This window comes from Streptococcus mitis (genome assembly GCF_047464965.1).
Taxonomy (GTDB): domain Bacteria; phylum Bacillota; class Bacilli; order Lactobacillales; family Streptococcaceae; genus Streptococcus; species Streptococcus mitis_DU.
The window spans coordinates 14,623-36,699 of record NZ_JASHAT010000014.1 but is presented as its reverse complement, the minus strand read 5'-3'; the positions used below and the strand labels follow the sequence as shown (position 1 = coordinate 36,699).

The following is a 22,077-nucleotide window of genomic DNA, read 5'->3' as shown; positions in this document are numbered from 1 at the left end:
ACGTATCATCATTAGTTGTCCAGTCTTGGAAGTCGATATGACCTGTTACCAAGTTGACATTGCTCCAACGTTTGAAATTCAGTGTTTCAACCACATCATCCTTAGCCTTGCTTCCATCTTCGTAAACGTAATGGATGGTGCGGCTAACACTTTCCTTGTTATCCAAGTTTTCAACTGTTCCTGGCCAATGTGGGCTATCTGGTTGTCCTGGATTGACTGGGGTGTTTGGTTGTGGAGTTGGGTTATCTGGGTTAACCGGTTCGACACGTTCTGAAAGGGTTACAGTGTAGACTTGGTCACGTGCTGTATCGTAGTCATAAACCTTCGCACCACCTGATGTGAATTCATCACTAACAAGCTTGTAACCTTGTTTCTTAAATTCATTGATTTGACTTGTAGTGCTGTAGGCAATGGCTTCACCTGACTTACCTGTCACTTCATCTGTTGTGAGAACGCGGTTACCGTTAGTACTTACATAACGGATAACAGCTTTTTGATTTTCTTTTTCAATGACTACATTAGAATCTTTACCAACAGCATCTAAATCACTATCATCGTTTGGATCAATAGTTTTAGTTTCTGCATCATATCCGCGAATAGATTGGTTGTCACTAATTTTCCAACCAACTGGTGCTTGAGGAATTTCAGTAACATCTGCTCTTGTTGTGTCATTAAAATCGTTTTTATATTGTCGACGAATAGCATCTTCTTTATTCTCGACTACCTCACCATTTGAATTGATGTAATGTCCATCTTTGTCAACTAAATTGATATAACCTAAGTCTTTATACCAAACGTTGACAACTGTTTCATTTATATAGTCTGGGTTAACTGTTAACTCATCAACACTCTTGGCATCTGCGTAGAAACCTGGATTGACCGGTGTCATAACTTTCTTGAAAGTATAATCCAAATCTCCGATAGCACGTTTCCGACGACGCGAACTACCTTGTGCTGCATGAGCCTCAATAGCACTCTTTAATCTCAAGCTCGCTTCTTGATCTAACGGAATATTCCATCCGCCTTTTATATTTGCCTTTGCATCTTCAACTCGAAGTCCCTTTACAGGTTTTAAGGCAGTTTTATCTTTTTCTACTGACTCTTTATCTACTTCAGAAGTTTTTTCAGCCACCTTTGATTCTGTATTTTTCTTTTCAGCAGATTCAATTTTGCTCACTACTTCAATTTTATCAGCAACTTTAGTTGTAGTTGTCCCTCTAAGTTCCAAAGCGATAACTGCTGCTTGAAGATCAGACTCAGCTTGAGATAATTCTGACTCTGCCACATCTGCTTTATTTAATAATCCTTTAGCAGATTGGATACTAGTTTGAAGGCGTTTTACACTGTCTTCAGTGTATAACTTAAGCTCCAATTTTTCTGCGCGCGAAAGAGCCGTTAACAATTTTGACTTGTCAACAGCATCTTGCTGCTTTACTTCCTCTTTTTTATCTTTTGCTTCTTCAACTTTTTCTGCTGGTTTAGTAGCTTCTTCAGTTTTAGCTGGAGTCGTTTCTACTGGATTAGCTACAGTTGGAGCTGCATAGGTTGTTTCTTTTTTAGGTGTAGCAACTTCTGCTGGTTTTGTAGCTTCTTCTACCTTATCAACAGAAACACTGTTAGTAGCTTCTGGGTTATGTTCCTCTGCTTGTACTGCTTGCGCATTGGCAGCAGTTCCCAAGACTAAGGCTGTCCCGAGCAAGACACTAGCTGCACCAAAGTGATACTTACGAATAGAGTATCGTTGTTGCATGCTATACCAGTCAAATGATTTCTTATGTGAATGTTTCATTTTGAACTCCTAGATAATATTTTATAATTCCCACTCTACAACTATTTGATATATAAATCAATATTTTCTATACAATTAATATATTCTCTTTTTGTACCTAAAAGCCACTTATATTATTCTAATTTTTCTGACTAATTCAGACGCTTTTTCTACTCCGACATTTTTGTACACTTTAGACAATAATATGATATAATGAAAATAGGAGGAAAATACCTATATGCGTAACCTTTTATCTACGAAAGATCAGCGACAATTACGTTTAATGGAAACCCTAATCCAACATCGTGATTGGATGAAATTACATGAACTTGCCGACGAATTAGGATGTACTGAACGAATCTTAAAAAGTGATTTAAATGAATTGCGTGCTGCCTTTCCAACTATCGATATCCAGTCTTCTGTTAACGGAATTATGATAGATTTAGAAGTTAATACTAGCGTTGAAGATATTTATCAATATTTTCTTGCTCATTCTCAATCTTTTCGATTACTAGAGTATCTGTTTTTTAATGAGGGCCTACCTATTTATCGAACAATAGAAAATCTTCACTCTAGTAATGCCAACCTCTATCGATTGGGCAGAAATATTACAAAAACTCTGTCAACTCAATTCCAAATTGAACTATCATTTACTCCATCCGAAATACGTGGGAATGAAATCGATATTCGCTATTTTTTTGCCCAATATTTTTCTGAGCGCTATTATTTTCTAGACTGGCCTTTTCCTGACCTTCCTGAAGAGGATTTAACAGAGTTCACTGACTTCTTCTATAAGATCACGAATTATCCAATGCGATTTTCAATCTATAGAATGTACAAATTGATGATAGCCATCAGTATTTACCGCATTAAAAACGGTCATTTCATCGACTTACCAAATCATTTCTACGATGAATACTACCCTCTTTTGATGAGTATTCCAAACTTTGAGGAGATACTTGTTCATTTTTCTGAAAAACTGGGACTGGAAATCACCCCAGATATCATTGCCCAAATTTTTATATCCTTTATTCAAGACAATCTTTTCTTAGATCCTCAAGAATTCTTCAACTCTTTAGAAGAAAACAGTGAAGCAAGATACTCTTACCAATTACTTAGTCAAATATTAGAACGCCTAGCAAAACAATATAAGATTACTTTTACTAACCACGATGAGCTGATTTGGCATTTACACAACACTGCTTTCTTTGAAAGACAGGAAATCTTTTCTACCCCAATCTTATTTGAACAAAAAGCATTGACGATTAAAAAATTTGAAGTTTACTTCCCAGACTTTATGGAAAGTGCTCGTCAAGAACTGGCACAATATCGTCAGGAAATTGGACAGCATGACCATCCTGAACAGTTGGAACACTTGATGTACACCCTCTTCACCCATGCAGAAAATATCACTACTCAATTATTAGCCAATCGACCTCCTATCAAGGTGTTGATTATCAGTAACTTTGACCATGCCCTATCCCTTACCTTGATGGATATGCTTTCCTATTACTGTAATAATCGTTTTACTTTCGATACTTGGGATGAATTGGAAACGAGTCCTGAGATTTTAAATCAGACAGGTTATGATATCATCGTGTCTAATTTCTATATTCCAGGAATTACCAAGGAGTTTATTTGTCAAAATCATCTGTCAATAATGGATTTGGTTAATCATCTTAATACTTTATCAAATGAGATTCATTTGTCCAATACTTTATAAGCTAGAAAAAAGTCAGCATAATCCTGCTGACTTTTTCTCTTATCTGATTTCTAAACTTCCTTAACAAAAACCAATTCCTGTGGTTGGGACAAATCTTCTCGGTAGGCAAATCCGGCAAAGTTCAAGCGACGTGCTTCCTCCACAGTTTGTACTTGATTTTCTATTAGAGATGTTAGGAAGGCACCACGCGCTTTCTTGGAAATGGTTGAGTGAATCTTCAGCTGACCACCTCTATCCTCCATGAATTTGAAGGTCACCATTTTTTCTCTGATTTCCTTAGAAAACACAGTCTCAAACTCGGACGACAAGAGAGAAAAAATCATTTCTTCCTGCTTCACAGCTTCATCATAGGCTGCCTTCCAATGGCTCTTCAAAGTCTTACCAGCGACTTTTAACTTCATCAAAAAGTCCAAACGGTGAGGGGCTATGGGTGACAAGGCTGGTACGACTCCGTACAAAGCCGAAGTAATAAAGACATGATTTTCAAGATAGGCCTGTTCTGCATCGTTCAGTTTGTCTCGCTTGATGTGGCGGTACATCAGCCCATCAAAAAGTTTCAAGGCTGGGTAGTGTTGAGCAGTCTGCCTTTTCAAAACTTGGATATTTTGAAATTCTTCCGCCGCTTTCTCAGCTGATACCTTGTAAAAACTCTCCAATTGACTAGCAGAATAGAGAGCCAAGGCATCCAGCACAGCCTGACCTTCTGGTTTTAAAGGAGTGGCTTCAATACTTGGCAAATCTGTGTTCATTTCTTTTGCTGTTGGGATTAAAATTTTCATATTGATAGTGTAGCATATTTTTTAGCCACTACCAAGAAATTCATCTGAAAAACCTCGGTTTGACCGAGGCTTCTCTATTTATTTTGGCCATCCTAACCAGACAGCCACGAGAACAAGGGCTAGGCCAGCTAAACTTGTTAAGATAGATAAGAATTTATCTTTTTTCTCCTTGAACTGAGAAAAACCTATCTTCAAAGCGAGCAGTCCGAGTAACATTGAAACAACCATCACATAAAAACCCATTTGTTGTCCTCCATTAGTATTAATTTATCTTATCATAACATATACTTTTTAAAGAAAGCTGTTTTATACTCAATGAAAATCAAAGAGCAAACTAGGAAACTAGCCGCAGGTTGCTCAAAGCACAGCTTTGAGGTTGCAGATAAAGTTGACGTGGTTTGAAGAGATTTTCGAAGAGTATTACTGAACTTTAAAGGTCTTAAGATAGTTGTCTTTTCCTACTTGACCTTCGAAGGTTTTACCATTTTCAAGGTAAGGGAGGTCATCTGATACAGAGGCCTTGACCTTGTATATCTTGCCATCAACTTTAAAGAAGTAGACGGTGTCTCCTTTGATAACAGCTGATTTGAGGTCTGCTACCACACCCTTGATGCTTTCTGTTGTTGCATTATCAATTTCAAGGTCGTTTTTATTGGCGTACTTGCTGAGTAGCTCTTCCACTGTCGTAGCTACGATAACGTTTTGGTACTCGACTGAGTCTACCAAAGCATACTCTTTGACCAAGCCAGCATTGTCCTTCAAGCCCATGATGTAGAGAGGCTTGTCATTAAGGTTGATGAGGATTGGGAAGGTCGCCTTGTAGGATTTCTCCTGAACAGCACCTTCGGCTGATTCACGGGCTGATTCTTCGGTCGCAGAAGCCAAGCTGTACTTAGTGATTTCTCCTGTTCGCATATTTTCAAGAATGAAACCAAGATTACTTTCATCTGCATTGGCCGACGTCACGCCTGTGTAGAGATAGATGTCATTCCCGATAGACAAGTAATTATAGCCCTTGGTAGTCTGGGTCACGTTTTTCTTGGAAATCATAGCATTCCAGAAACCGTCCTTGTACTTACCGTTGTAGTTAATTTGCTCAATAGTTTCCTCAGCTGGATAAACCCTGTCCACCCATTCTGGAACATCTGCCAAGCTGTATTCCTTGGTTTCTCCATTTGTGGCATCCAAGATAATGACTGAAACAGGACGAGGAACCGCAAGTCCAAATTGCTTTTGGTAAACCGTTGCTACATAGAAAGGATTTCCCTCATCGTCCACCTCAAAAGATGGAGCCTTGAAGATTTTAGTTGGGTACTTCAAGCGTAGGTGACGCTTGACATCACGGTTAAAATACTCCGAGTCAGAATACTTGATTGGTGTCTTCAAGTCCACCAAGTCCGCATTACCGGTTACCATGTCCACCTTGATATACTCGCCGATTCCCTTAGCCTGATTATTAAACCACTTGATAGGGTCTGCATATTCTAAGGGTGTAACCCGATAAGGCTTCCCATCAATCGTCAATTGGGTATAGGTGTCTGCCGCTACGTACTGCGACACCTTATCCGTTAGGGAACCCAAGTAGCGGTCACCAATTTTTTCAGCAGTACTTCTATCTAAAATAGGAACCTTACTGGTGTCAGTCTTAGGAAATTCAGTAAAGTCTTTTTCAGTAACCGTGACTACATTGGCATAATTCTTAGCCTGAAAAATGCTAGAAGTCACCAAGGAAACCAAAGCTGCCAAGAGAAGAATTCCTCCAATAGAAGCTAAAAGGATTTTCCCTAACCGATTGATTTTGAAACCCTCTAGATTTAAGGCAGCTTCTGCCTTGCCGTGGCGCACATGAACCGTTTTGACTAAATTGATTCCCTTGCCAAAGCCAAATAAGACTGCCACAACCAGCAAATGCCCACAGAGGAAAAAGAGAAATTCCCAGCTGGTCAGGTTAAGAGGCGGTAAAAAGATATACCAGGTCGTTGCGATAAAAATAAGTTCGAAGACTATTCGTTTCATTTGCTTTCCTCCTAAATGATTCGTCCTTCCAAGTGATCCAGTTCATGCTGGCAAATCTGGGCTGGGAAACCTGTCAAAGTAATGATCTGTTCCTGCCACTTGCTGTCACGATAGGAAACCCTTATGGTTTCATAACGCTTAGTAGGTCTCACACCTGTCAATGACAAACAACCTTCCTCTGTCTCATAAGGTCCTTCAAAGGACAGGAGCACAGGGTTAAACATGAGCACGGGAACCAATCCCAGATTAAAGATAATCACGCGCTTCTGCACCCCAATCATATTGGCAGCCAGCCCAACACAGGTCTCACGATTTGCCAAGAGCGTATCCTGTAAATCTCTGGCAAGATACAGATCTTCCTGACTTGCCGGCTGAGACACCTGAGATAAAAACAAAATATCCTTTACAATTTTCTTCTCCACTTCCTCACACTCCACTTACTTTTTACTATATTATAGCAATTATAGCACAAAAGCCGATAACTGCAAGCCCTTTCCCTAAACTGTAGCAAAAAGCCATCCGAAGATGACTTTTTTTCTATTTGTAAATTCTTAATCTTTTTTAACTTTAAACAATAGGACGCCAGATAGGGCTGATAAGAATCCGACTACTAGCAAAATAGAATCATGACTAGCTGTCTCTGGTAGTTTACCAGCTTCCTTTGTTTCACTTATTATTGGAGTTTCTGGGTGCTTTGGCTCCTCAGGCGCTGGACTTGCTGGAGTCTTTGGTTGCTCAGCAGTCGGAACTTCAGGTTGCTTGGGTTCCTTAGGGGATGGTTTTTCGGGAACCTTAGGTTGAGCAACAGCTGGAACTTCGGGGCGCTTTGGCTCCGCAGGTACTGGACTTGCTGGAGTTTTTGGTTGCTCAACAGTCGGCACTCCCGGCTGTTTAGGGTCCTCAGGTGTTGGTTTTTCAGGATTCTTAGGTTGATCTACCGTCGGTACTTCTGGGTGCTTTGGCTCCTCAGGGGTTGGAGCTTCTGGCGTCTTGGGTTGATCACCTCTTGGTGGTTCTGGCTCAGTAGCTTTCACAGGTAGATAATTGATTATTGTGTCTTTTGTAAAATCTTCTGGTACTTCAGGTAATAAGTAACCCAATTCTGGATGCGAAGAATCCTTCAACACCAAATCAGTAGCTGATGTCACAGCCTTATAACCTTTAAGATAAGGGATTGTTCCTAAACCTGGATTGCTAGCAAGACCTGCTTTAGCAGGATTACCATCTTGGTCATTGGGATATTGAATCAAAGCCACATTCTCATTTGCAGTTGGAGAAATGGCTATCCATTTTCCTAATTGTTTGTAGTAAACAGTTTCCCTAATTACAGGATCTGTTACTGCCACTGTTTTCTCTGCAACTGCTTCTTTATCTGCCACCAAGCCTTTTAGCAGTGGTGTCGCTACTTTAGATAGATTTGGTTGATCACTCGTCCAATCACGATAGTAAAGGTCTCCTCTTACAAAATCAACCTTGGCAACGCGTTTGAAATCAACTTGATCATTTCGATCTGCAACAACCTTATCATGTGTCACAAAATCTAGATAGGAAATGTTACGATCAATAGATTTTTTATTGACGATTTTAGAAACACTGGCAGGCCATAAAGGTGAATCTTGAACATCCTCATCAACTTTTTTATGAGCAGTTGGAATTCTATCTTCAGGATAAATAAATTCTAGGCGAGGGGTTAAAGCAACCTTAAATATTTGATCAGTCTTACTATCTTGGTCAAAATATTGTAAACCTCGATCATAATCACTTGATACAAGATCGTATCCTTGTCGCTTGTAGTCACTAATCGTTTTTAGCGTACTGTATTCAATAGGATAACCAGATTCCCCAGTAACTGTATCTTCCTTCAGTAGCTTGTTTTCACTGATATCCACATAGCTAATCTTGGCTGTTTGATTTTTAACATGCTCCTGTTTTATTTTCCAGTTAGAATAGGAAATTTCCTTAGTAACAAGATTAACAGTCGCATAGTGTTCAAAGGAAATACTTTGTTTTTTCTCAGCAAAAGCTTCTTTACCATTATTTTTATATTTAAATTTAATGGTTCTTTGAATCGTTCTCTCTAAAGGCCTTTCTTGATTGGTTCTGATCTTTTCAGCATCTGCAGGCCACTTAGGACTATCGACAACACCAGCTTCCACCTCTTCATTTGACTTAGGATTAGTCTGGTTTTGTAAGCTAATCACTTCATGTTTTGGAGTTAATTTAATAGTATACGTTTGCGGAGTCTTATCATCTTGAAACAGCTTCTTCGATTCATCCGTTTTCAAATAACCATCTTCAACCAATACATAGCCATTCCTTTTGAACTCACTAATTTTCTTTCTCGTATCGTAGTGAAGATCCTCTCCCACCTTACCAGTACGCTCATCTGAAAAAAGTTTTTTCCCTGTTGATTCATCAATATAATTAAATTCAACACGAGATTCCTTTTCAGTCACTTTAGGAGTATCTAAATGTTTTTCTTCAAAATGTTGCTCTTCTAAAGCAGTAGCTTCTTTTTCTGAACCCCCGACAGACTTATCCTTGTCTATGCTTTCGATAGAAGGTTTGTCTGTTTCTAAGATATGACTAGCTGCGAGCATTTCATCTGCAGATACACTCCCAACAGAGCCAGCTAAAAATCCTAAACCACAAGCCACAACAACTGAAGCAACACCCAAACTCAATTTACGGATAGAGTAAATACATTTTTTATTTCCCATGATTTCCCCCTAAGTTATTATTTACTATTCTTATACCTAATATTTTAGTAAGCGGCATTACATTTAACATCTCTTTTTTAAAGTTTTTTCTATTCTTTTTAAAGTTATTTAAAAAAGCCATCCGAAGATGACTTTTTTTAAATCGCATTCTTATCAAAACCGAGTTTACGTTGAACAAACTTAACGATTTCGACGATGATAATCATTGAGAAGCTTCCGCCTATAACGATTCCCCATTGTGACAAGTCTAGTTTGGTTACGTGGAAGATACCTTCAAGCGGTTCTACGACGATTGTTGCCATGAGAAGGATGAAGGATACCAAGATGGACCAGTTGAAGGTCTTAGACTTGAATGGGCCAACTGTCAAGATGGATTGGTAAACAGACTTGACATTGTAGGCATGGAAGAGCTGAATCAAACCAAGGGTTGCAAAGGCCATAGTTAGGGCATCTGCATGAATGGCATGATTGTCACCCACATGAACTGGGTAAGCAATCGCAAGACCATAAACACTCATAACAATAGCTGCTTGGAGTACACCTTGATAGATAATAGAACTCAAAACACCACCTGAGAAGAAGCTTGCCTTGCGTCCACGTGGTTTATGGTTCATGACACCAGGCTCAGCTGGCTCAACACCAAGAGCGATAGCTGGGAAGGTATCTGTTACCAAGTTAATCCACAAGAGATGAACTGGTTGCAAGACATCCCAACCAAACAAGGTTGATAGGAAGATGGTCAATACTTCAGCAGTGTTGGCAGAAAGTAGGTACTGAATCGTCTTTTGAATATTTGAGAAGACCTTACGTCCTTCTTCAACTGCAACGATAATAGTTGCAAAGTTATCATCTGCAAGAATCATGTCAGAAGCCCCCTTAGAAACCTCTGTACCAGTGATTCCCATACCGATACCGATATCGGCTGTTTTCAAAGCCGGAGCATCATTGACACCGTCACCTGTCATGGCAACGACCTTACCTTGTTTTTGCCAAGCCTTGACGATACGAACCTTGTGTTCTGGAGACACACGGGCATAAACAGAGTATTGACCAACGACTTTTTCAAAGTCTTCATCAGATAGTTCGTTGAGCTCAGCACCAGTTAAAACATGTCCTTCTGTATCATTTGCGTCAATGATTCCCAAACGTTTAGCAATAGCTTCTGCAGTGTCTTGATGGTCACCTGTGATCATGATTGGACGAATTCCCGCTTCCTTAGCCACACGAACAGCCTCAGCAGCTTCAGGACGTTCAGGGTCAATCATCCCAATCAAACCAGTAAAGATTAAATCATTTTCAAGCTCTTCAGAAATAAGGTTTTCTGGAATGCTGTCAATAATCTTATAAGCACCAGCAAGGACACGCAAGGCTTGGTGAGCCATTTCAGAGTTGTTTGTATGGATGAGATTTGCAACCTTCTCATCAATCGGAGCAATATCCCCAGCCTTATCACGAAGAACACAACGTTTCAAGAGTTGGTCTGGCGCACCTTTAACAGCTACGAGGAAGCGTCCATCTGCAAGTGGATGAACTGTTGACATGAGCTTACGTTCAGAATCAAATGGCAACTCAGCCACACGAGGATATTTCTCTAAAAATCCTTTGACATCGTAGCCCTTGTCCAAAGCATATTGGATAAAGGCTGTTTCGGTTGGATCACCAATCAAGTTTCCTTCCACATCAATTTTCGTATCATTGGCCAAGACAACTGAACGAAGCAGGGGCATTTCAAGACCTAGTTCAATGTCATCAGCTGAGTCATGTAGAACCGCATCGTAGAAGACTTTTTCGACGGTCATCTTGTTCATAGTCAGCGTACCAGTCTTGTCAGAAGCGATGATTTCTGTTGAACCAAGAGTTTCTACAGCTGGCAACTTACGAACGATAGAGTTTCTTTTAGCCAAAACTTGAGTACCGAGGGCAAGAACGATAGTTACGATAGCTGGGAGACCTTCTGGAATGGCTGCAACGGCAAGGGCAACAGAGGTCATCAACTCACCGAGTGGATTTTTCCCTTGAATGAAAACACCAACTACAAAAGTAACAAGGGCAATGACCAAAATTGCATAAGTCAAGACCTTAGAAAGGTTGTTCAAGTTTTGTTTAAGTGGTGTGTCTGTCTCATCTGCATCTTGGAGCATGCCAGCGATATGACCAACTTCCGTGTACATACCTGTATTGACAACAACTCCAAGACCACGACCATAAGTCACATTTGAGTTTTGGAAAGCCATATTGACACGATCACCAATACCAGCATCTGCAGCAAGCTCGACTGACAAGTCTTTTTCGACTGGCACAGACTCACCTGTAAGAGCTGCTTCTTCAATTTTAAGAGAGTTGGCTTCTAGTAAACGTAGGTCTGCTGGCACTACATCACCTGCTTCGAGGGCAACGATATCTCCAGGTACCAATTCTTTAGAGTCAATCTCCGCCATGTGACCATCGCGAAGAACGCGGGCAGCTGGACTTGACATAGATTTGAGGGCTTCGATGGCTTCTTCTGCTTTTCCTTCTTGGTAAACACCAAAGGCAGCATTGATGATAACCACAGCTAGGATGATAATAGCATCTGCGATATCTTCCCCACCAGAAGTCACGACTGACAAGATTGCTGCCGCAACTAGGATGATAATCATCAAATCCTTAAATTGCTCGATGAATTTGACCAGGATTGATCGTTTCTCTCCTTCTTCGAGTTCATTGTGGCCGAATTCAGCAAGGCGTTTTTCTGCCTCGCTTGATGACAAACCTTGCTCGGTCGCATCCACAGCCTTCAAGACCTCTTCAGGACTTTGAATGTAAAACGCTTGGCGTTTTTGTTCTTTTGACATGTGTCTCCTCCTTGACATTGTGTGCAAAACAGACTCTCTTTTTCTCATCGTATCTTTTCACGATAAACAAAAAGAGACCTGTTAATCATAACAAGTCTCGCTGTTTAAGATAGGGCCGGAAAGCATACTCTTCAGTATAAAATTCGGAATGACGACACTATCACAGGTTTCTGCCAGCTACTCCCTTGAGTAGTACTATTATACCAAATTTTGAAAAGTTTTCAAAGAGTAAAAACTGCCTTATTTGAATTTTCCCTTGAAAACCAGTATAATGGTAGAATGCTATGTGACTAGAAAGGAAGTTGAATGAAGCAATCTATTTCAAATCTCAAGTTGGCGGAACGTGGTGCCATTATCAGTATTTCGACCTACCTGCTCTTGTCTGCAGCAAAATTGGCTACTGGACATCTCCTTCATTCATCCAGTTTGGTAGCCGATGGTTTTAACAACGTGTCCGACATCATTGGAAATGTAGCCCTCTTGATTGGGATTCGAATGGCGCGCCAACCTGCTGACCGAGACCACCGTTTTGGTCACTGGAAGATTGAGGATTTGGCTAGCTTGGTCACTTCTATCATCATGTTCTATGTTGGCTTTGATGTGCTGAGGGATACCATTCAAAAGATTATCAGTCGTGAAGAAACAGTCATTGATCCTCTTGGTGCCACTCTAGGAATCATTTCTGCAGCGATTATGTTTGTGGTTTATCTCTATAACACTCGCCTCAGTAAGAAATCCAACTCCAAAGCACTGAAGGCTGCCGCCCAGGACAATCTTTCTGATGCTGTCACCTCACTTGGTACTACCATTGCCATCCTGGCTAGCAGCTTTAATTATCCGATTGTGGATAAACTGGTTGCCATCGTCATCACTTTCTTTATCTTGAAAACTGCCTATGATATCTTTATCGAGTCTTCCTTTAGTCTTTCAGATGGTTTTGACGACCGTCTGCTTGAGGATTATCAAAAGGCCATCATGGAAATTCCCAAAATCAGCAAGGTTAAGTCTCAAAGAGGTCGTACCTACGGTAGCAATATCTACCTTGATATTACGCTAGAAATGAATCCTGACTTATCTGTTTTTGAAAGCCATGAAATTGCGGATCAGGTCGAGTCTATGCTGGAGGAACGTTTTGGAGTCTTTGATACCGATGTCCATATTGAGCCAGCACCTATCCCTGAGGATGAAATTTTAGACAATGTCTATAAAAAATTGCTGATGCGCGAACAATTGATTGATCAGGGAAATCAACTGGAAGAACTCTTGGCTGACGATTTTGTCTATATTCGTCAAGACGGAAATCAGATGGATAAAGAGGCCTATAAAGCCGAAAAAGACTTGAATTCAGCTATCAAGGATATCCAGATCACTTCCATCAGTCAGAAGACCAAACTCATCTGCTATGAGTTAGATGGTATCGTCCATACCAGTATCTGGCGTCGCCACGAAACTTGGCAAAATATCTTTCATCAAGAAACTAAAAAAGAATAGAGAAATCCTGTCATGAGACGGGATTTTTCTATTCTTCTAGCTATCAAAGTCACTTAGATACTCATAGCGTTCGTATTTTTCAAGGAGTGCTTCGTTTTTCTCATCTAGCTCTTTCTGAAGAGTAGCCAGTTTGCCAAAGTCAGAGCCGTTGGCCTGCATTTCCTCTTCAATAGCAGCGATACGGTTTTCCAAGGCTTCAATATCACCTTCAATACTTGCCCACTCCTGCTTTTCTTGGTAGGTCATGCGTTTCTTGTCTTCTCGAACCTTGACTACTTTCTCCTTTTCGGCCTTTTGCACCTGATTGACCAACTCTGTTTCAAAGGCTTTTTCATCAAGGTAATCGGTATAATGACCAAAAAAAGGACGAATCTTGCCATCCTCAAAAGCGAGAATCTTGGTCGCTACCTTATCCAAGAAATAGCGGTCGTGGCTAACTGTCAAAACAGGTCCTGCAAATCCTTGCAAGAAATTCTCCAAAACTGTCAAGGTCGCAATATCTAAGTCATTTGTCGGTTCGTCCAAGAGAAGAACATTTGGTTTTTCCAAGAGCAGTTTGAGGAGATAAAGACGTTTTTTCTCTCCCCCAGACAATTTCTCAATCAAGGTTCCATGCGTCGAACGTGGGAAAAGGAACTGCTCCAGCAACTCTGCAATCGAAGTCGTAGAACCACCACTGGTCTTGACCTCTTCTGCCACTTCCTGCAAGTAATTGATAACTCGCTTACTTTCATCCAAGCCCTCAATTTGTTGAGAAAAATAGGCGATGCGAACTGTTTCCCCAATCACAACTTGTCCTGCTGTCGGCTCAAGACTGCCAGCAATCAGGTTGAGCAGGGTTGATTTTCCAACACCGTTGTCCCCAACGATTCCAATACGATCTTTGGCCTGCACCAAGAGATTAAAATCTTGCAAAATAGGCTTGTTTTCATAGGCAAAGGAAACATCCTGAAACTCGATGACTTTTTTACCGATCCGACTGGTTTCAAAGTTTATGGTTAAGTCTGTCTCAGCAGCACCACCTGAAACTTCTTTCTTCAAGTCATGGAAACGATTGATACGAGCCTGCTGCTTGGTCGCACGCGCCTGCGGTTGTCTGCGCATCCAGGCCAATTCTTGCTTATAAAGTTGTTCCTTTTTATAAAGTAGAGCCACGTCGCGCTCATCCTGTTCCGCCTTTAGGCGAACATAGTCCTGGTAATTTCCCTGGTACTCGGTCAAACCTGCGCGATCCAACTCGAAAATACGTGTTGACAAAGCGTCTAGGAAATAACGATCGTGGGTGATAAAAAGGACGGTCTTCTTGGAATTTTTTAAAAAGAGGGTCAGCCACTCAATAGTCGCAATGTCCAGATGGTTGGTCGGCTCATCCAAAAGCAAAAGGTCGTGATTACCAAGTAAGACTTGTGCCAACTGGACCCGTCTTCTTAAACCACCTGACAATTCCCCAACAGGAGTAGATAAGTCCTGAATACCCAGTTTACTGAGAACCGTCTTAACCTGACTCTCAATTTCCCAAGCTTGGAGAGAGTCCATTTCAGCCATGACCCGTTCCAAACTCGCCTGCTTGTCCTCACTGTAGTTGAGCATAATCAACTCATACTCACGAATGAGCTGGATTTCCTTGAGATCGCTGGATAGGACTGTATCCAAGACCGTCTTGCTATCATCAAAATCAGGGTCCTGAGTCAAGTAACCAATCTGGTAATCATTTTTAGCTGAAAAAGGACTGACATCCCCATCAAAGCCAGAAACACCAGAAAGGACATCTAAAAGGGTGGTCTTGCCAGTCCCATTGACACCAATCAGACCGATTCTGTCTAGGTCATGGATGATAAAGGAAATATCCTTAAAAACGGTCTTATCACCGACGGATTTACTTAGTTTTTCAACGATAAAATCACTCATTTTTTCTCCCTCAAGTAAGCATGGATGGCTTGACGGTCATTTTCCAATTCTCCATCGACAATGGCATATTCAATCTCTGTTAAAATCTCTCCCAAGTCTGGGCCTGGTTGATAGCCATATTCCTTAATCAAAATGCCACCATTAATCTGAATTTCTTTCTTGTCATGAATGGTCAGACTCTGGTAGGTTTCTGTGATGACTTGTGGGTTGACTGGTTTTCCTTGAGCCTGACGAAGATTTTCAGCCTGTAAAAGCAAATCCAAGTCAAAGCGATAACAATCGCGCTTGCTCAATTCTCCCTTTTCACGCAAGGCCAAAATAGTCAGTAAATCCTGAACTTGCTTAGCAAACTGACGTGAGGTCTTCCAAGCCTTCAAAAATGGCTGCGCATTTTCAATCTCCAAAGCCCACAGTAAAGCCGCCCAGGCTTGTTCAGAGGATTCAAAAGTAAAATCAGTCTCTAAATCAAACAGTCTATTGAGCTTGTCCTGGCTAGCTGCCATATCAGGGAGATAGTCATAAGCTTGACTCTCAATCATGGAAGCCAAACCCCTTCTCCAAAATGGAGCCAGCAAGAGTTTATCAAACTCAACGAAGGTACGCTCCACAGAAATTTTCTCCAAAAGTGGCGTCAAGGTCTTCATTGCTTTAAACGTTTCTGTCTCAAGTTCAAAACCAAGACTGGCTTGAAAACGGAAACCACGCATAATCCGCAAAGCATCTTCGTTGAAACGCTCACTTGCCACTCCAACTGCTCGTAAGACTTGCTTTTCCAAATCTTCTAAACCATGAAACAAGTCAATGATTTCTCCTGTATCGTCCAAGGCAAAGGCGTTGACTGTGAAATCACGGCGTTTGAGGTCTTCTTCTAGCGAGCGCACAAAAGAGACCGCACTGGGTCTGCGATAGTCCACATAGACATCCTCTGTCCGAAAAGTAGTCACCTCATACTCCTCGTCCCCATCTAAGACCAAGACAGTTCCATGCTCGATTCCGATATCGGCTGTTCGCGGAAAAATCTGCTTGGTTTCTTCTGGATAAGAAGACGTCGCAATATCCACATCATGGATAGGACGATTGAGGAGGGCATCTCGAACAGAACCTCCAACAAAATAGGCCTCAAAACCTGCTTCTTTAATTTTTTCTAATACTGGTAAAGCCTTCTGAAATTCAGAAGGCATTTGCGTTAATCTCATAATAAGTGTTCTAATCCATAGACAAGCTCATGACGCTTGACAACTTCTTTAATTCCCAAATTCACCCCTGTCATGAAGGAGCTGCGATCATAGGAGTCATGACGGAGGGTCAATCCTTCTCCCTGATTGCCAAAGATGACTTCCTGATGGGCTACCAAGCCTGGCAAACGAACTGAGTGGATGCGCATGCCATCAAAGTCAGCACCACGAGCACCTGCAATCAATTCTTCCTCATCTGCTGCACCCTGCTGGATAGACTCTCGAACTTCTGCCATTAACTCAGCTGTTTTAATAGCAGTTCCACTCGGTGCATCCTTTTTCTTGTCATGATGAAGCTCGATAATCTCCACATTTGGGAAATATTTGGCAGCCTGCGTCGCAAATTGCATGAGTAAAACAGCACCTAAGGCAAAATTAGGAGCGATCAAGCCACCCAAATTTTGTTCACGAGAAAATGCTTTTAGTTCTGCAATTTCTTCACTAGTAAAGCCTGTCGTTCCAACCACTGGAGCAAAGCCATTTTCAAGAGCAAAGCGTGTATTTTCATAGGCAACAGTTGGAGTAGTAAAGTCTACCCAGACATCCGCTTCAAAGCCTGCTAAATCAGCCTTATCCTTGAAAACAGGAATACCCTGCCATTCTGATTCAGACTCAAAGGGATACAAAACTGCTACCAAGTCCAAGTCTGGATCAGCCAAGACCATCTGACAAGCAGCCTGGCCCATCCTTCCCTTAAAACCAGCAATAATTACTCGAATACTCATCTCTACTCCTGTCTAAGATACAAAACCTGCAAGAACACAAAGTGAAAATAGGAGTTCTGATCAAGGAGTATCTACTCCTTGGAAGACCTATCTTTTTCACACAGGATTCCAGGCGTGTTCAATTATCAAGATACAAAGGACCTTAGCTGCCCATGAAAAATAGGGGATGGCGCTGACTTTCCACAAAAGGCAAGACAGACATCTTTTTTCAAGAGGCAGGTAATCCGTGTTCAATTTCTAAGATACAAAGCCTGTAAGAACACAGAGTGAAAATAGGAGTTCTAATCAAGGAGTGTCTCCTCCCTCCTTGGAAGAACTATCTTTTTCACAGAGGGTTCCAGGCGTGTTCAATTATCAAGATACAAAGGGCCTTAGCTGCCCGTGAAAAATAGGGGATGGCGCTGACTTTCCACAAAAGGCAAGACAGACATCTTTTTTCAAGAGGCAGGTAGTCCGTGTTCAATTTCTAAGATACAAGCCTTCTTAACTAGTCTAGAAGTGCTAACTAAATCACTGGAATATAACCCAGAGCAATACTTCCTGCTCCTAGGTGTGTTCCAATGACACTACCAAATGTAGCAAGTGAAATATCCGTACCCACTTCAGAATCTAGCAAGTGCTGACGCAATTCTTCAGCCTTTTCAGGAGCATTCCCGTGAATGACAATGATACGGTATTGGCCTGAAGCTGTTGCTTCCTTGATAATCTCAATTAAACGCTTGGTTGCTTTCTTTTCAGTACGAACTTTTTCGTACACTTCAATCACACCTTGGTCATTAAAATAAAGAATCGGCTTAATGCTTAGCAGATTGCCCAAAATCGCAGCTCCATTTGAAAGGCGTCCCCCTTTAACCAAGTGGTCCAAGTCATCCACCATGATGAAAGCAGATGTGTGACTAATCTGAATAGCTAGCTTATCCTGAATAATGGCAAAGTCATCGCCCTGGTCTCGCCAGTTAAAGACACTTTCAACCATGATACCCAGAGGAGCACTTGTGATTAAAGTGTCTGGAAAAGCAATGGTTAAGCCCTCATAGTCATCCACCATATACTGGATATTTTGGTAAAAACCTGAAATTCCAGAAGATAGGAAAAGCCCTAAAGCATGGGTGTAACCTTGTTCTTTGAGCGAAGTTAGAATCTCATCTAACTTGGCAATACTTGGTTGACTGGTCTTAGGCAATTCAGAGGCCTGAGCCATTTTTTGGTAAAATTCCTCAGCAGTCAGATTGATACCTTCGACATACTCCTCACCATCAATATTAACAGGAATATCCAAGACAAATAAATCTTCTCTTTGCAAGGTATCTGCACTGAGATAGGCAGAGGAATCTGTGATAACAGCTAATTTCATATTAGAACTCCAAATTGATTCCTGGTAAGTCTAATGCAATCTCAGTTACTTCATAAGTCAAACGGTTGAGCATGTTCAAACATGGACGAGCCAAGGTTTCCACTTCTTCTTGGTTCAATTCACTTGGCTCGTTAACAATACGACCATCGATATGGTTCACCTGTGAAATGGTTCCACTGATGACAAATTTATCAAATACAATCATAAAACTCAAGACAACAATCAAGGAAGTCACTTGATTTTCTTGGTCATGTTGAATTAGTTGGAAGTTCACATCCACCTTAGTTTCAGGAGCTCCATTTTCATTTTCCCATTCAAAATTACGCGCATCAAAATGATACTGACTAACAAATTCTTGTTCACGTTTAAGATTCATGTCTTTCTCCCTTGGCTACAATATTATAAGCTATTGTACCATAATTTTTTATTTTCATCTAGTTTTCTAGGATTTAGTCAATCCCGATTTCAGCTCGAACTACATCTGCGATAGTATCAACATAGTAGTCCACTTCTTCTGTTGTAGGCGCTTCTGCCATAACACGCAAGAGGGGCTCTGTTCCACTTGGACGAACAAGGATACGCCCATTCCCTGCCATTTCTTCTTCCATCTTCTCGATGATGTCCTTGATAGCTGGCACTTCCATAGCCTTTTCCTTCATAGCATTTTCCACTCGGATATTGACTAATTTTTGTGGATAGATGGTTACTTCTGCTGCCAACTCTGACAGGCTCTTACCAGTTTCCTTCATGATTTTTGTCAATTGAACAGCAGATAATTGTCCATCACCTGTTGTATTGTAGTCCATCAAGATGACGTGACCAGACTGTTCACCACCAAGGTTGTAGCCTGATTTTCTCATTTCTTCAACAACGTAGCGGTCGCCAACTGCAGTGACTGCCTTGTTAATGCCTTCACGATCCAAGGCCTTGTGGAAACCAAGGTTAGACATAACAGTTGTCACGATTGTATTTTGAGCCAATTGTCCTTTTTCAGAAAGGTATTTCCCGATGATGTACATGATTTTATCACCATCAACGATCTCACCATTTTCATCAACAGCAATCAAGCGGTCACTGTCTCCGTCAAAGGCCAAACCAATCGCTGACCCGCTTTCTTTGACCACTTCTTGAAGGGCTTCTGGGTGGGTTGAACCAACATTAAGGTTGATGTTAAGACCGTCTGGTGTTTCCCCGATAACCGTCAATTGAGCGCCAAGATCTGCAAAGATTTGACGGGCACTAGTAGAAGCTGCCCCATTGGCCGTATCCAAGGCAACCTTCATTCCTTCAAGAGGAGTTCCAGTTGAAACAAGGTAGCCTTCATACTTACGCAAGCCTTCTGGATAATCTACCAAGGTTCCCAAGCCTTCAGCACTTGGACGAGGAAGAGTATCTTCCGCAGCATCTAGCAAGACTTCAATTTCTGCTTCTTTTTCATCGTCCAGTTTGAAGCCATCACAACCAAAGAACTTAATCCCATTATCAAGGGCTGGGTTGTGACTAGCAGAAATCATGACACCTGCACTGGCTCCTTCAGTTTTTACCAAGTAAGCTACTGCTGGTGTTGCAAGGACACCAAGTTTGTAGACGTGAATCCCCACAGAAAGGAGTCCCGCCACCAAGGCTGATTCTAGCATTTCTCCTGAAATACGTGTATCACGTCCTACAAAAACTTTCGGTGCTTCCGTTTCATGTTGACTGAGAACATAGCCTCCAAAACGTCCTAGTTTAAAGGCCAATTCTGGTGTTAATTCTACGTTAGCTTCTCCACGGACTCCATCAGTCCCAAAATATTTACCCATTTTTATAAAATCCTTTTCCTATTTTTAATTCGTTTTTGAACTAGTTGCTTTCGTTGATGAAGATGTCTCCGACGAACTGCTTGTTGTTGAATTTGATGTACTTGAACTTGGTGCTACTGGTTTTGTAGTCACCTTCATTGTTGTGTCGAACGGAGTAATAACTGCCGGTAAGACAACACCATTGCGATCGATTGCCTGCAAAGGTACTGAACCACTATAATTTCCTGTAATCCGTTCGCTAGTTGGTAAAAGCGCAATAATACGATCAATTTTAGCTAGTGTTTCTTGGTCAGTTGTGACAGAAACTCGTTCGTTTGACACGGTTACACTATCAATTTGTAGCTTGGAATCAATCTGGCTTTGGTCAACTTGTGGCACAACAATCATCCCATCTCGCTTAACCTTCTTCCCAACTTTCACTGTAATCTTTTGAGGCGTTGCCACAGCAGTCAATCCACTTGGAAGATTTTCAATATTCAAGGGAACTTCAATTGTTCCAACACTGGCATCCGTCAAATCAGCAGTTACCTTAAACTTACGAGTGCTCTCCTGCATTTCGCTGGCCAAGGTCACACGATTAGCTCCGGTTAATACCACTGAAACTTCTGATGCAAATCCACTAATAAAATACTGGTCAGCATCATAGTGAATATCGATAGGAACGTTCGTTATCGTATTGGTGTAGGTTTCTGATTTGACCTGCCTTGCGGTATTGCTATTTTGAAAGTTGGTTGACGTTGCATAAATGAATAAGACACAAGCAAAAAAGAGAGATGAAATGATATATAGACTATTTTTTCTCATATTTCCAACCTCCTAGCAAACGGTCCTTGAAACTGACTTTTTCCTCAACAGCTGGCAAAAGAATTGCTCGTAGCTCTGCTTCAAATTCTTCAATCGTCAAGTCGTGCTTGAAAACACCGTTATAGGTAATAGAAATGCCTCCTGTTTCCTCTGAGACGATGAAGGTCAAGGCATCGGATACTTCTGACAAACCGATAGCCGCCCGGTGTCTGGTCCCAAATTCCTTGGAAATCCCTGTGCTTTCTGTCAAGGGAAGATAGGCAGAGGTTACTGCTATTCGATTTTCTCTGATAATCACAGCACCATCGTGTAGGGGAGTGTTGGGGATAAAGATATTAATAAGGAGTTCAGCTGAAATATTGGCATCCAAAGGAATCCCTGTCGCAATGTATTCTTGTAAGGTCCGAACTCGTTGGATGGCAACCAGAGCACCAATCTTACGAGGACTCATATATTCAACCGACTTGACAAAGGCACGAATCATTTGCTCCTCTGCACTAATTTGAGCAGTAGAAAAGAAATCTGTCGCCCTTCCCAAGCGTTCCAAACCAGTCCGAATCTCTGGAGAGAAGATAACAACCGCAGCAATAACCCCATAGGTGATAATCTGATTAATCAACCAAGAAATCGTTGTTAAATCAAGGATATTGGCCACAACCTGGGCTAATACAAAGATCACGACCCCACGCACCAAAATCATAATCTTGGTGCCAGCTATCGCTTTTGTAAAACGATATAAAATATAGGCCACAATCAAAATATCAAACACATTGATGGCAATACTCCAAGGACTAGAAAACAAGCTAGTCCAATATTGCAGGTTGGATAATTGTTGAAAGTTCATCTGCTGTCTCCTCTCTGTCCAAACACGTTCCTTTCTATTATACCATTTTTCTGACATTTTTTTCCCTATCCTAC

Annotated in this window: 17 protein-coding genes; 2 read left to right on the top strand and 15 right to left on the bottom strand. The window is 41.3% G+C overall.

Going from position 1 to position 22,077, the window contains the following annotated elements; translation table 11 throughout:
- Window positions 1-1,789 (bottom strand): mucin-binding protein (locus tag QM408_RS08815; RefSeq protein WP_414374290.1); only part of this gene is annotated, 1,789 nt, incomplete at its 3' end.
- Window positions 1,790-2,006: 217 nt separating this feature from the next.
- On the opposite strand from QM408_RS08815, the gene pclR reads away from it, so the two are divergent.
- Window positions 2,007-3,491, top strand: a complete 1,485-nt coding sequence (gene pclR, locus QM408_RS08810; protein ID WP_414374288.1) for a virulence transcriptional activator PclR — start codon at window positions 2,007-2,009, stop codon at window positions 3,489-3,491.
- 50 nt (window positions 3,492-3,541) lie between these two features.
- On the opposite strand, the gene yaaA is transcribed toward pclR, so the two are convergent.
- The 6 genes from yaaA to QM408_RS08780 form a co-directional block, all read right to left on the bottom strand.
- On the bottom strand, window positions 3,542-4,270 hold the full coding sequence (gene yaaA / locus QM408_RS08805) for a peroxide stress protein YaaA (protein WP_033686552.1): 729 nt from the start codon (window positions 4,268-4,270) through the stop codon (window positions 3,542-3,544).
- A gap of 78 nt (window positions 4,271-4,348) precedes the next feature.
- Entirely contained in the window at window positions 4,349-4,513 is a 165-nt protein-coding gene (locus tag QM408_RS08800) for a YczI family protein (protein ID WP_261814137.1), read from the bottom strand.
- Window positions 4,514-4,690: 177 nt separating this feature from the next.
- Window positions 4,691-6,286, bottom strand: coding sequence for a hypothetical protein (locus QM408_RS08795; protein ID WP_414374285.1), 1,596 nt, complete (start codon window positions 6,284-6,286; stop codon window positions 4,691-4,693).
- 11 nt (window positions 6,287-6,297) lie between these two features.
- A complete protein-coding gene (locus tag QM408_RS08790) occupies window positions 6,298-6,708 on the bottom strand; it encodes a peptide deformylase (RefSeq protein WP_084928115.1) in 411 nt (136 codons plus the stop codon).
- Between the two features lie 129 nt (window positions 6,709-6,837).
- Complete coding sequence (locus tag QM408_RS08785; protein WP_414374282.1) at window positions 6,838-9,006, bottom strand: mucin-binding protein; 2,169 nt, start codon at window positions 9,004-9,006, stop codon at window positions 6,838-6,840.
- Between the two features lie 137 nt (window positions 9,007-9,143).
- Window positions 9,144-11,840: a cation-translocating P-type ATPase gene (locus QM408_RS08780; protein ID WP_031237246.1), complete on the bottom strand. Its 2,697-nt coding sequence runs from the start codon at window positions 11,838-11,840 to the stop codon at window positions 9,144-9,146.
- A gap of 306 nt (window positions 11,841-12,146) precedes the next feature.
- Between QM408_RS08780 and mntE the strand changes: the two genes are divergently transcribed.
- The gene (gene mntE / locus QM408_RS08775; protein WP_004257881.1) at window positions 12,147-13,331 is read left to right on the top strand and encodes a CDF family manganese efflux transporter MntE; all 1,185 of its coding nucleotides are present in this window, start codon (window positions 12,147-12,149) and stop codon (window positions 13,329-13,331) included.
- 36 nt (window positions 13,332-13,367) lie between these two features.
- On the opposite strand, the gene QM408_RS08770 is transcribed toward mntE, so the two are convergent.
- The 8 genes from QM408_RS08770 to cdaA form a co-directional block, all read right to left on the bottom strand.
- A complete protein-coding gene (locus tag QM408_RS08770; protein WP_084948095.1) occupies window positions 13,368-15,239 on the bottom strand; it encodes an ABC-F family ATP-binding cassette domain-containing protein in 1,872 nt (623 codons plus the stop codon).
- Complete coding sequence (locus QM408_RS08765; protein WP_004257862.1) at window positions 15,236-16,435, bottom strand: CCA tRNA nucleotidyltransferase; 1,200 nt, start codon at window positions 16,433-16,435, stop codon at window positions 15,236-15,238. Before QM408_RS08765 ends, QM408_RS08770 begins: the two co-directional genes overlap by 4 nt.
- Window positions 16,432-17,199 (bottom strand): 4-hydroxy-tetrahydrodipicolinate reductase, encoded by a 768-nt coding sequence (dapB, locus tag QM408_RS08760; RefSeq protein ID WP_004257858.1) that lies wholly within the window; start codon window positions 17,197-17,199, stop codon window positions 16,432-16,434. Before dapB ends, QM408_RS08765 begins: the two co-directional genes overlap by 4 nt.
- Window positions 17,200-17,704: 505 nt before the next feature.
- The gene (locus QM408_RS08755) at window positions 17,705-18,553 is read right to left on the bottom strand and encodes a DegV family protein (protein ID WP_000762173.1); all 849 of its coding nucleotides are present in this window, start codon (window positions 18,551-18,553) and stop codon (window positions 17,705-17,707) included.
- Between the two features lies 1 nt (window position 18,554).
- Entirely contained in the window at window positions 18,555-18,929 is a 375-nt protein-coding gene (locus QM408_RS08750) for a DUF1149 family protein (RefSeq protein ID WP_001050081.1), read from the bottom strand.
- A 73-nt stretch (window positions 18,930-19,002) separates the two neighbouring features.
- Window positions 19,003-20,355, bottom strand: coding sequence for a phosphoglucosamine mutase (glmM, locus tag QM408_RS08745; RefSeq protein ID WP_033685398.1), 1,353 nt, complete (start codon window positions 20,353-20,355; stop codon window positions 19,003-19,005).
- A 24-nt stretch (window positions 20,356-20,379) separates the two neighbouring features.
- Window positions 20,380-21,159, bottom strand: a complete 780-nt coding sequence (locus QM408_RS08740) for a CdaR family protein (RefSeq protein ID WP_020903051.1) — start codon at window positions 21,157-21,159, stop codon at window positions 20,380-20,382.
- A complete protein-coding gene (gene cdaA / locus QM408_RS08735; RefSeq protein ID WP_125448153.1) occupies window positions 21,146-22,003 on the bottom strand; it encodes a diadenylate cyclase CdaA in 858 nt (285 codons plus the stop codon). Before cdaA ends, QM408_RS08740 begins: the two co-directional genes overlap by 14 nt.
- Window positions 22,004-22,077 lie beyond the last annotated feature (74 nt).

Bases quoted from the DNA above. Each gene is read 5' to 3' on its own strand.
- pclR (WP_414374288.1), top strand. From the start codon at position 2,007: ATGCGTAACCTTTTATCTACGAAAGATCAGCGACAATTACGTTTAATG.
- yaaA (WP_033686552.1), bottom strand. From the start codon at position 4,270: ATGAAAATTTTAATCCCAACAGCAAAAGAAATGAACACAGATTTGCCA.
- QM408_RS08800 (WP_261814137.1), bottom strand. From the start codon at position 4,513: ATGGGTTTTTATGTGATGGTTGTTTCAATGTTACTCGGACTGCTCGCT.
- QM408_RS08795 (WP_414374285.1), bottom strand. From the start codon at position 6,286: ATGAAACGAATAGTCTTCGAACTTATTTTTATCGCAACGACCTGGTAT.
- QM408_RS08785 (WP_414374282.1), bottom strand. From the start codon at position 9,006: ATGGGAAATAAAAAATGTATTTACTCTATCCGTAAATTGAGTTTGGGT.
- QM408_RS08780 (WP_031237246.1), bottom strand. From the start codon at position 11,840: ATGTCAAAAGAACAAAAACGCCAAGCGTTTTACATTCAAAGTCCTGAA.
- mntE (WP_004257881.1), top strand. From the start codon at position 12,147: ATGAAGCAATCTATTTCAAATCTCAAGTTGGCGGAACGTGGTGCCATT.
- QM408_RS08770 (WP_084948095.1), bottom strand. From the start codon at position 15,239: ATGAGTGATTTTATCGTTGAAAAACTAAGTAAATCCGTCGGTGATAAG.
- QM408_RS08765 (WP_004257862.1), bottom strand. From the start codon at position 16,435: ATGAGATTAACGCAAATGCCTTCTGAATTTCAGAAGGCTTTACCAGTA.
- dapB (WP_004257858.1), bottom strand. From the start codon at position 17,199: ATGAGTATTCGAGTAATTATTGCTGGTTTTAAGGGAAGGATGGGCCAG.
- QM408_RS08755 (WP_000762173.1), bottom strand. From the start codon at position 18,553: ATGAAATTAGCTGTTATCACAGATTCCTCTGCCTATCTCAGTGCAGAT.
- QM408_RS08750 (WP_001050081.1), bottom strand. From the start codon at position 18,929: ATGAATCTTAAACGTGAACAAGAATTTGTTAGTCAGTATCATTTTGAT.
- glmM (WP_033685398.1), bottom strand. From the start codon at position 20,355: ATGGGTAAATATTTTGGGACTGATGGAGTCCGTGGAGAAGCTAACGTA.
- QM408_RS08740 (WP_020903051.1), bottom strand. From the start codon at position 21,159: ATGAGAAAAAATAGTCTATATATCATTTCATCTCTCTTTTTTGCTTGT.
- cdaA (WP_125448153.1), bottom strand. From the start codon at position 22,003: ATGAACTTTCAACAATTATCCAACCTGCAATATTGGACTAGCTTGTTT.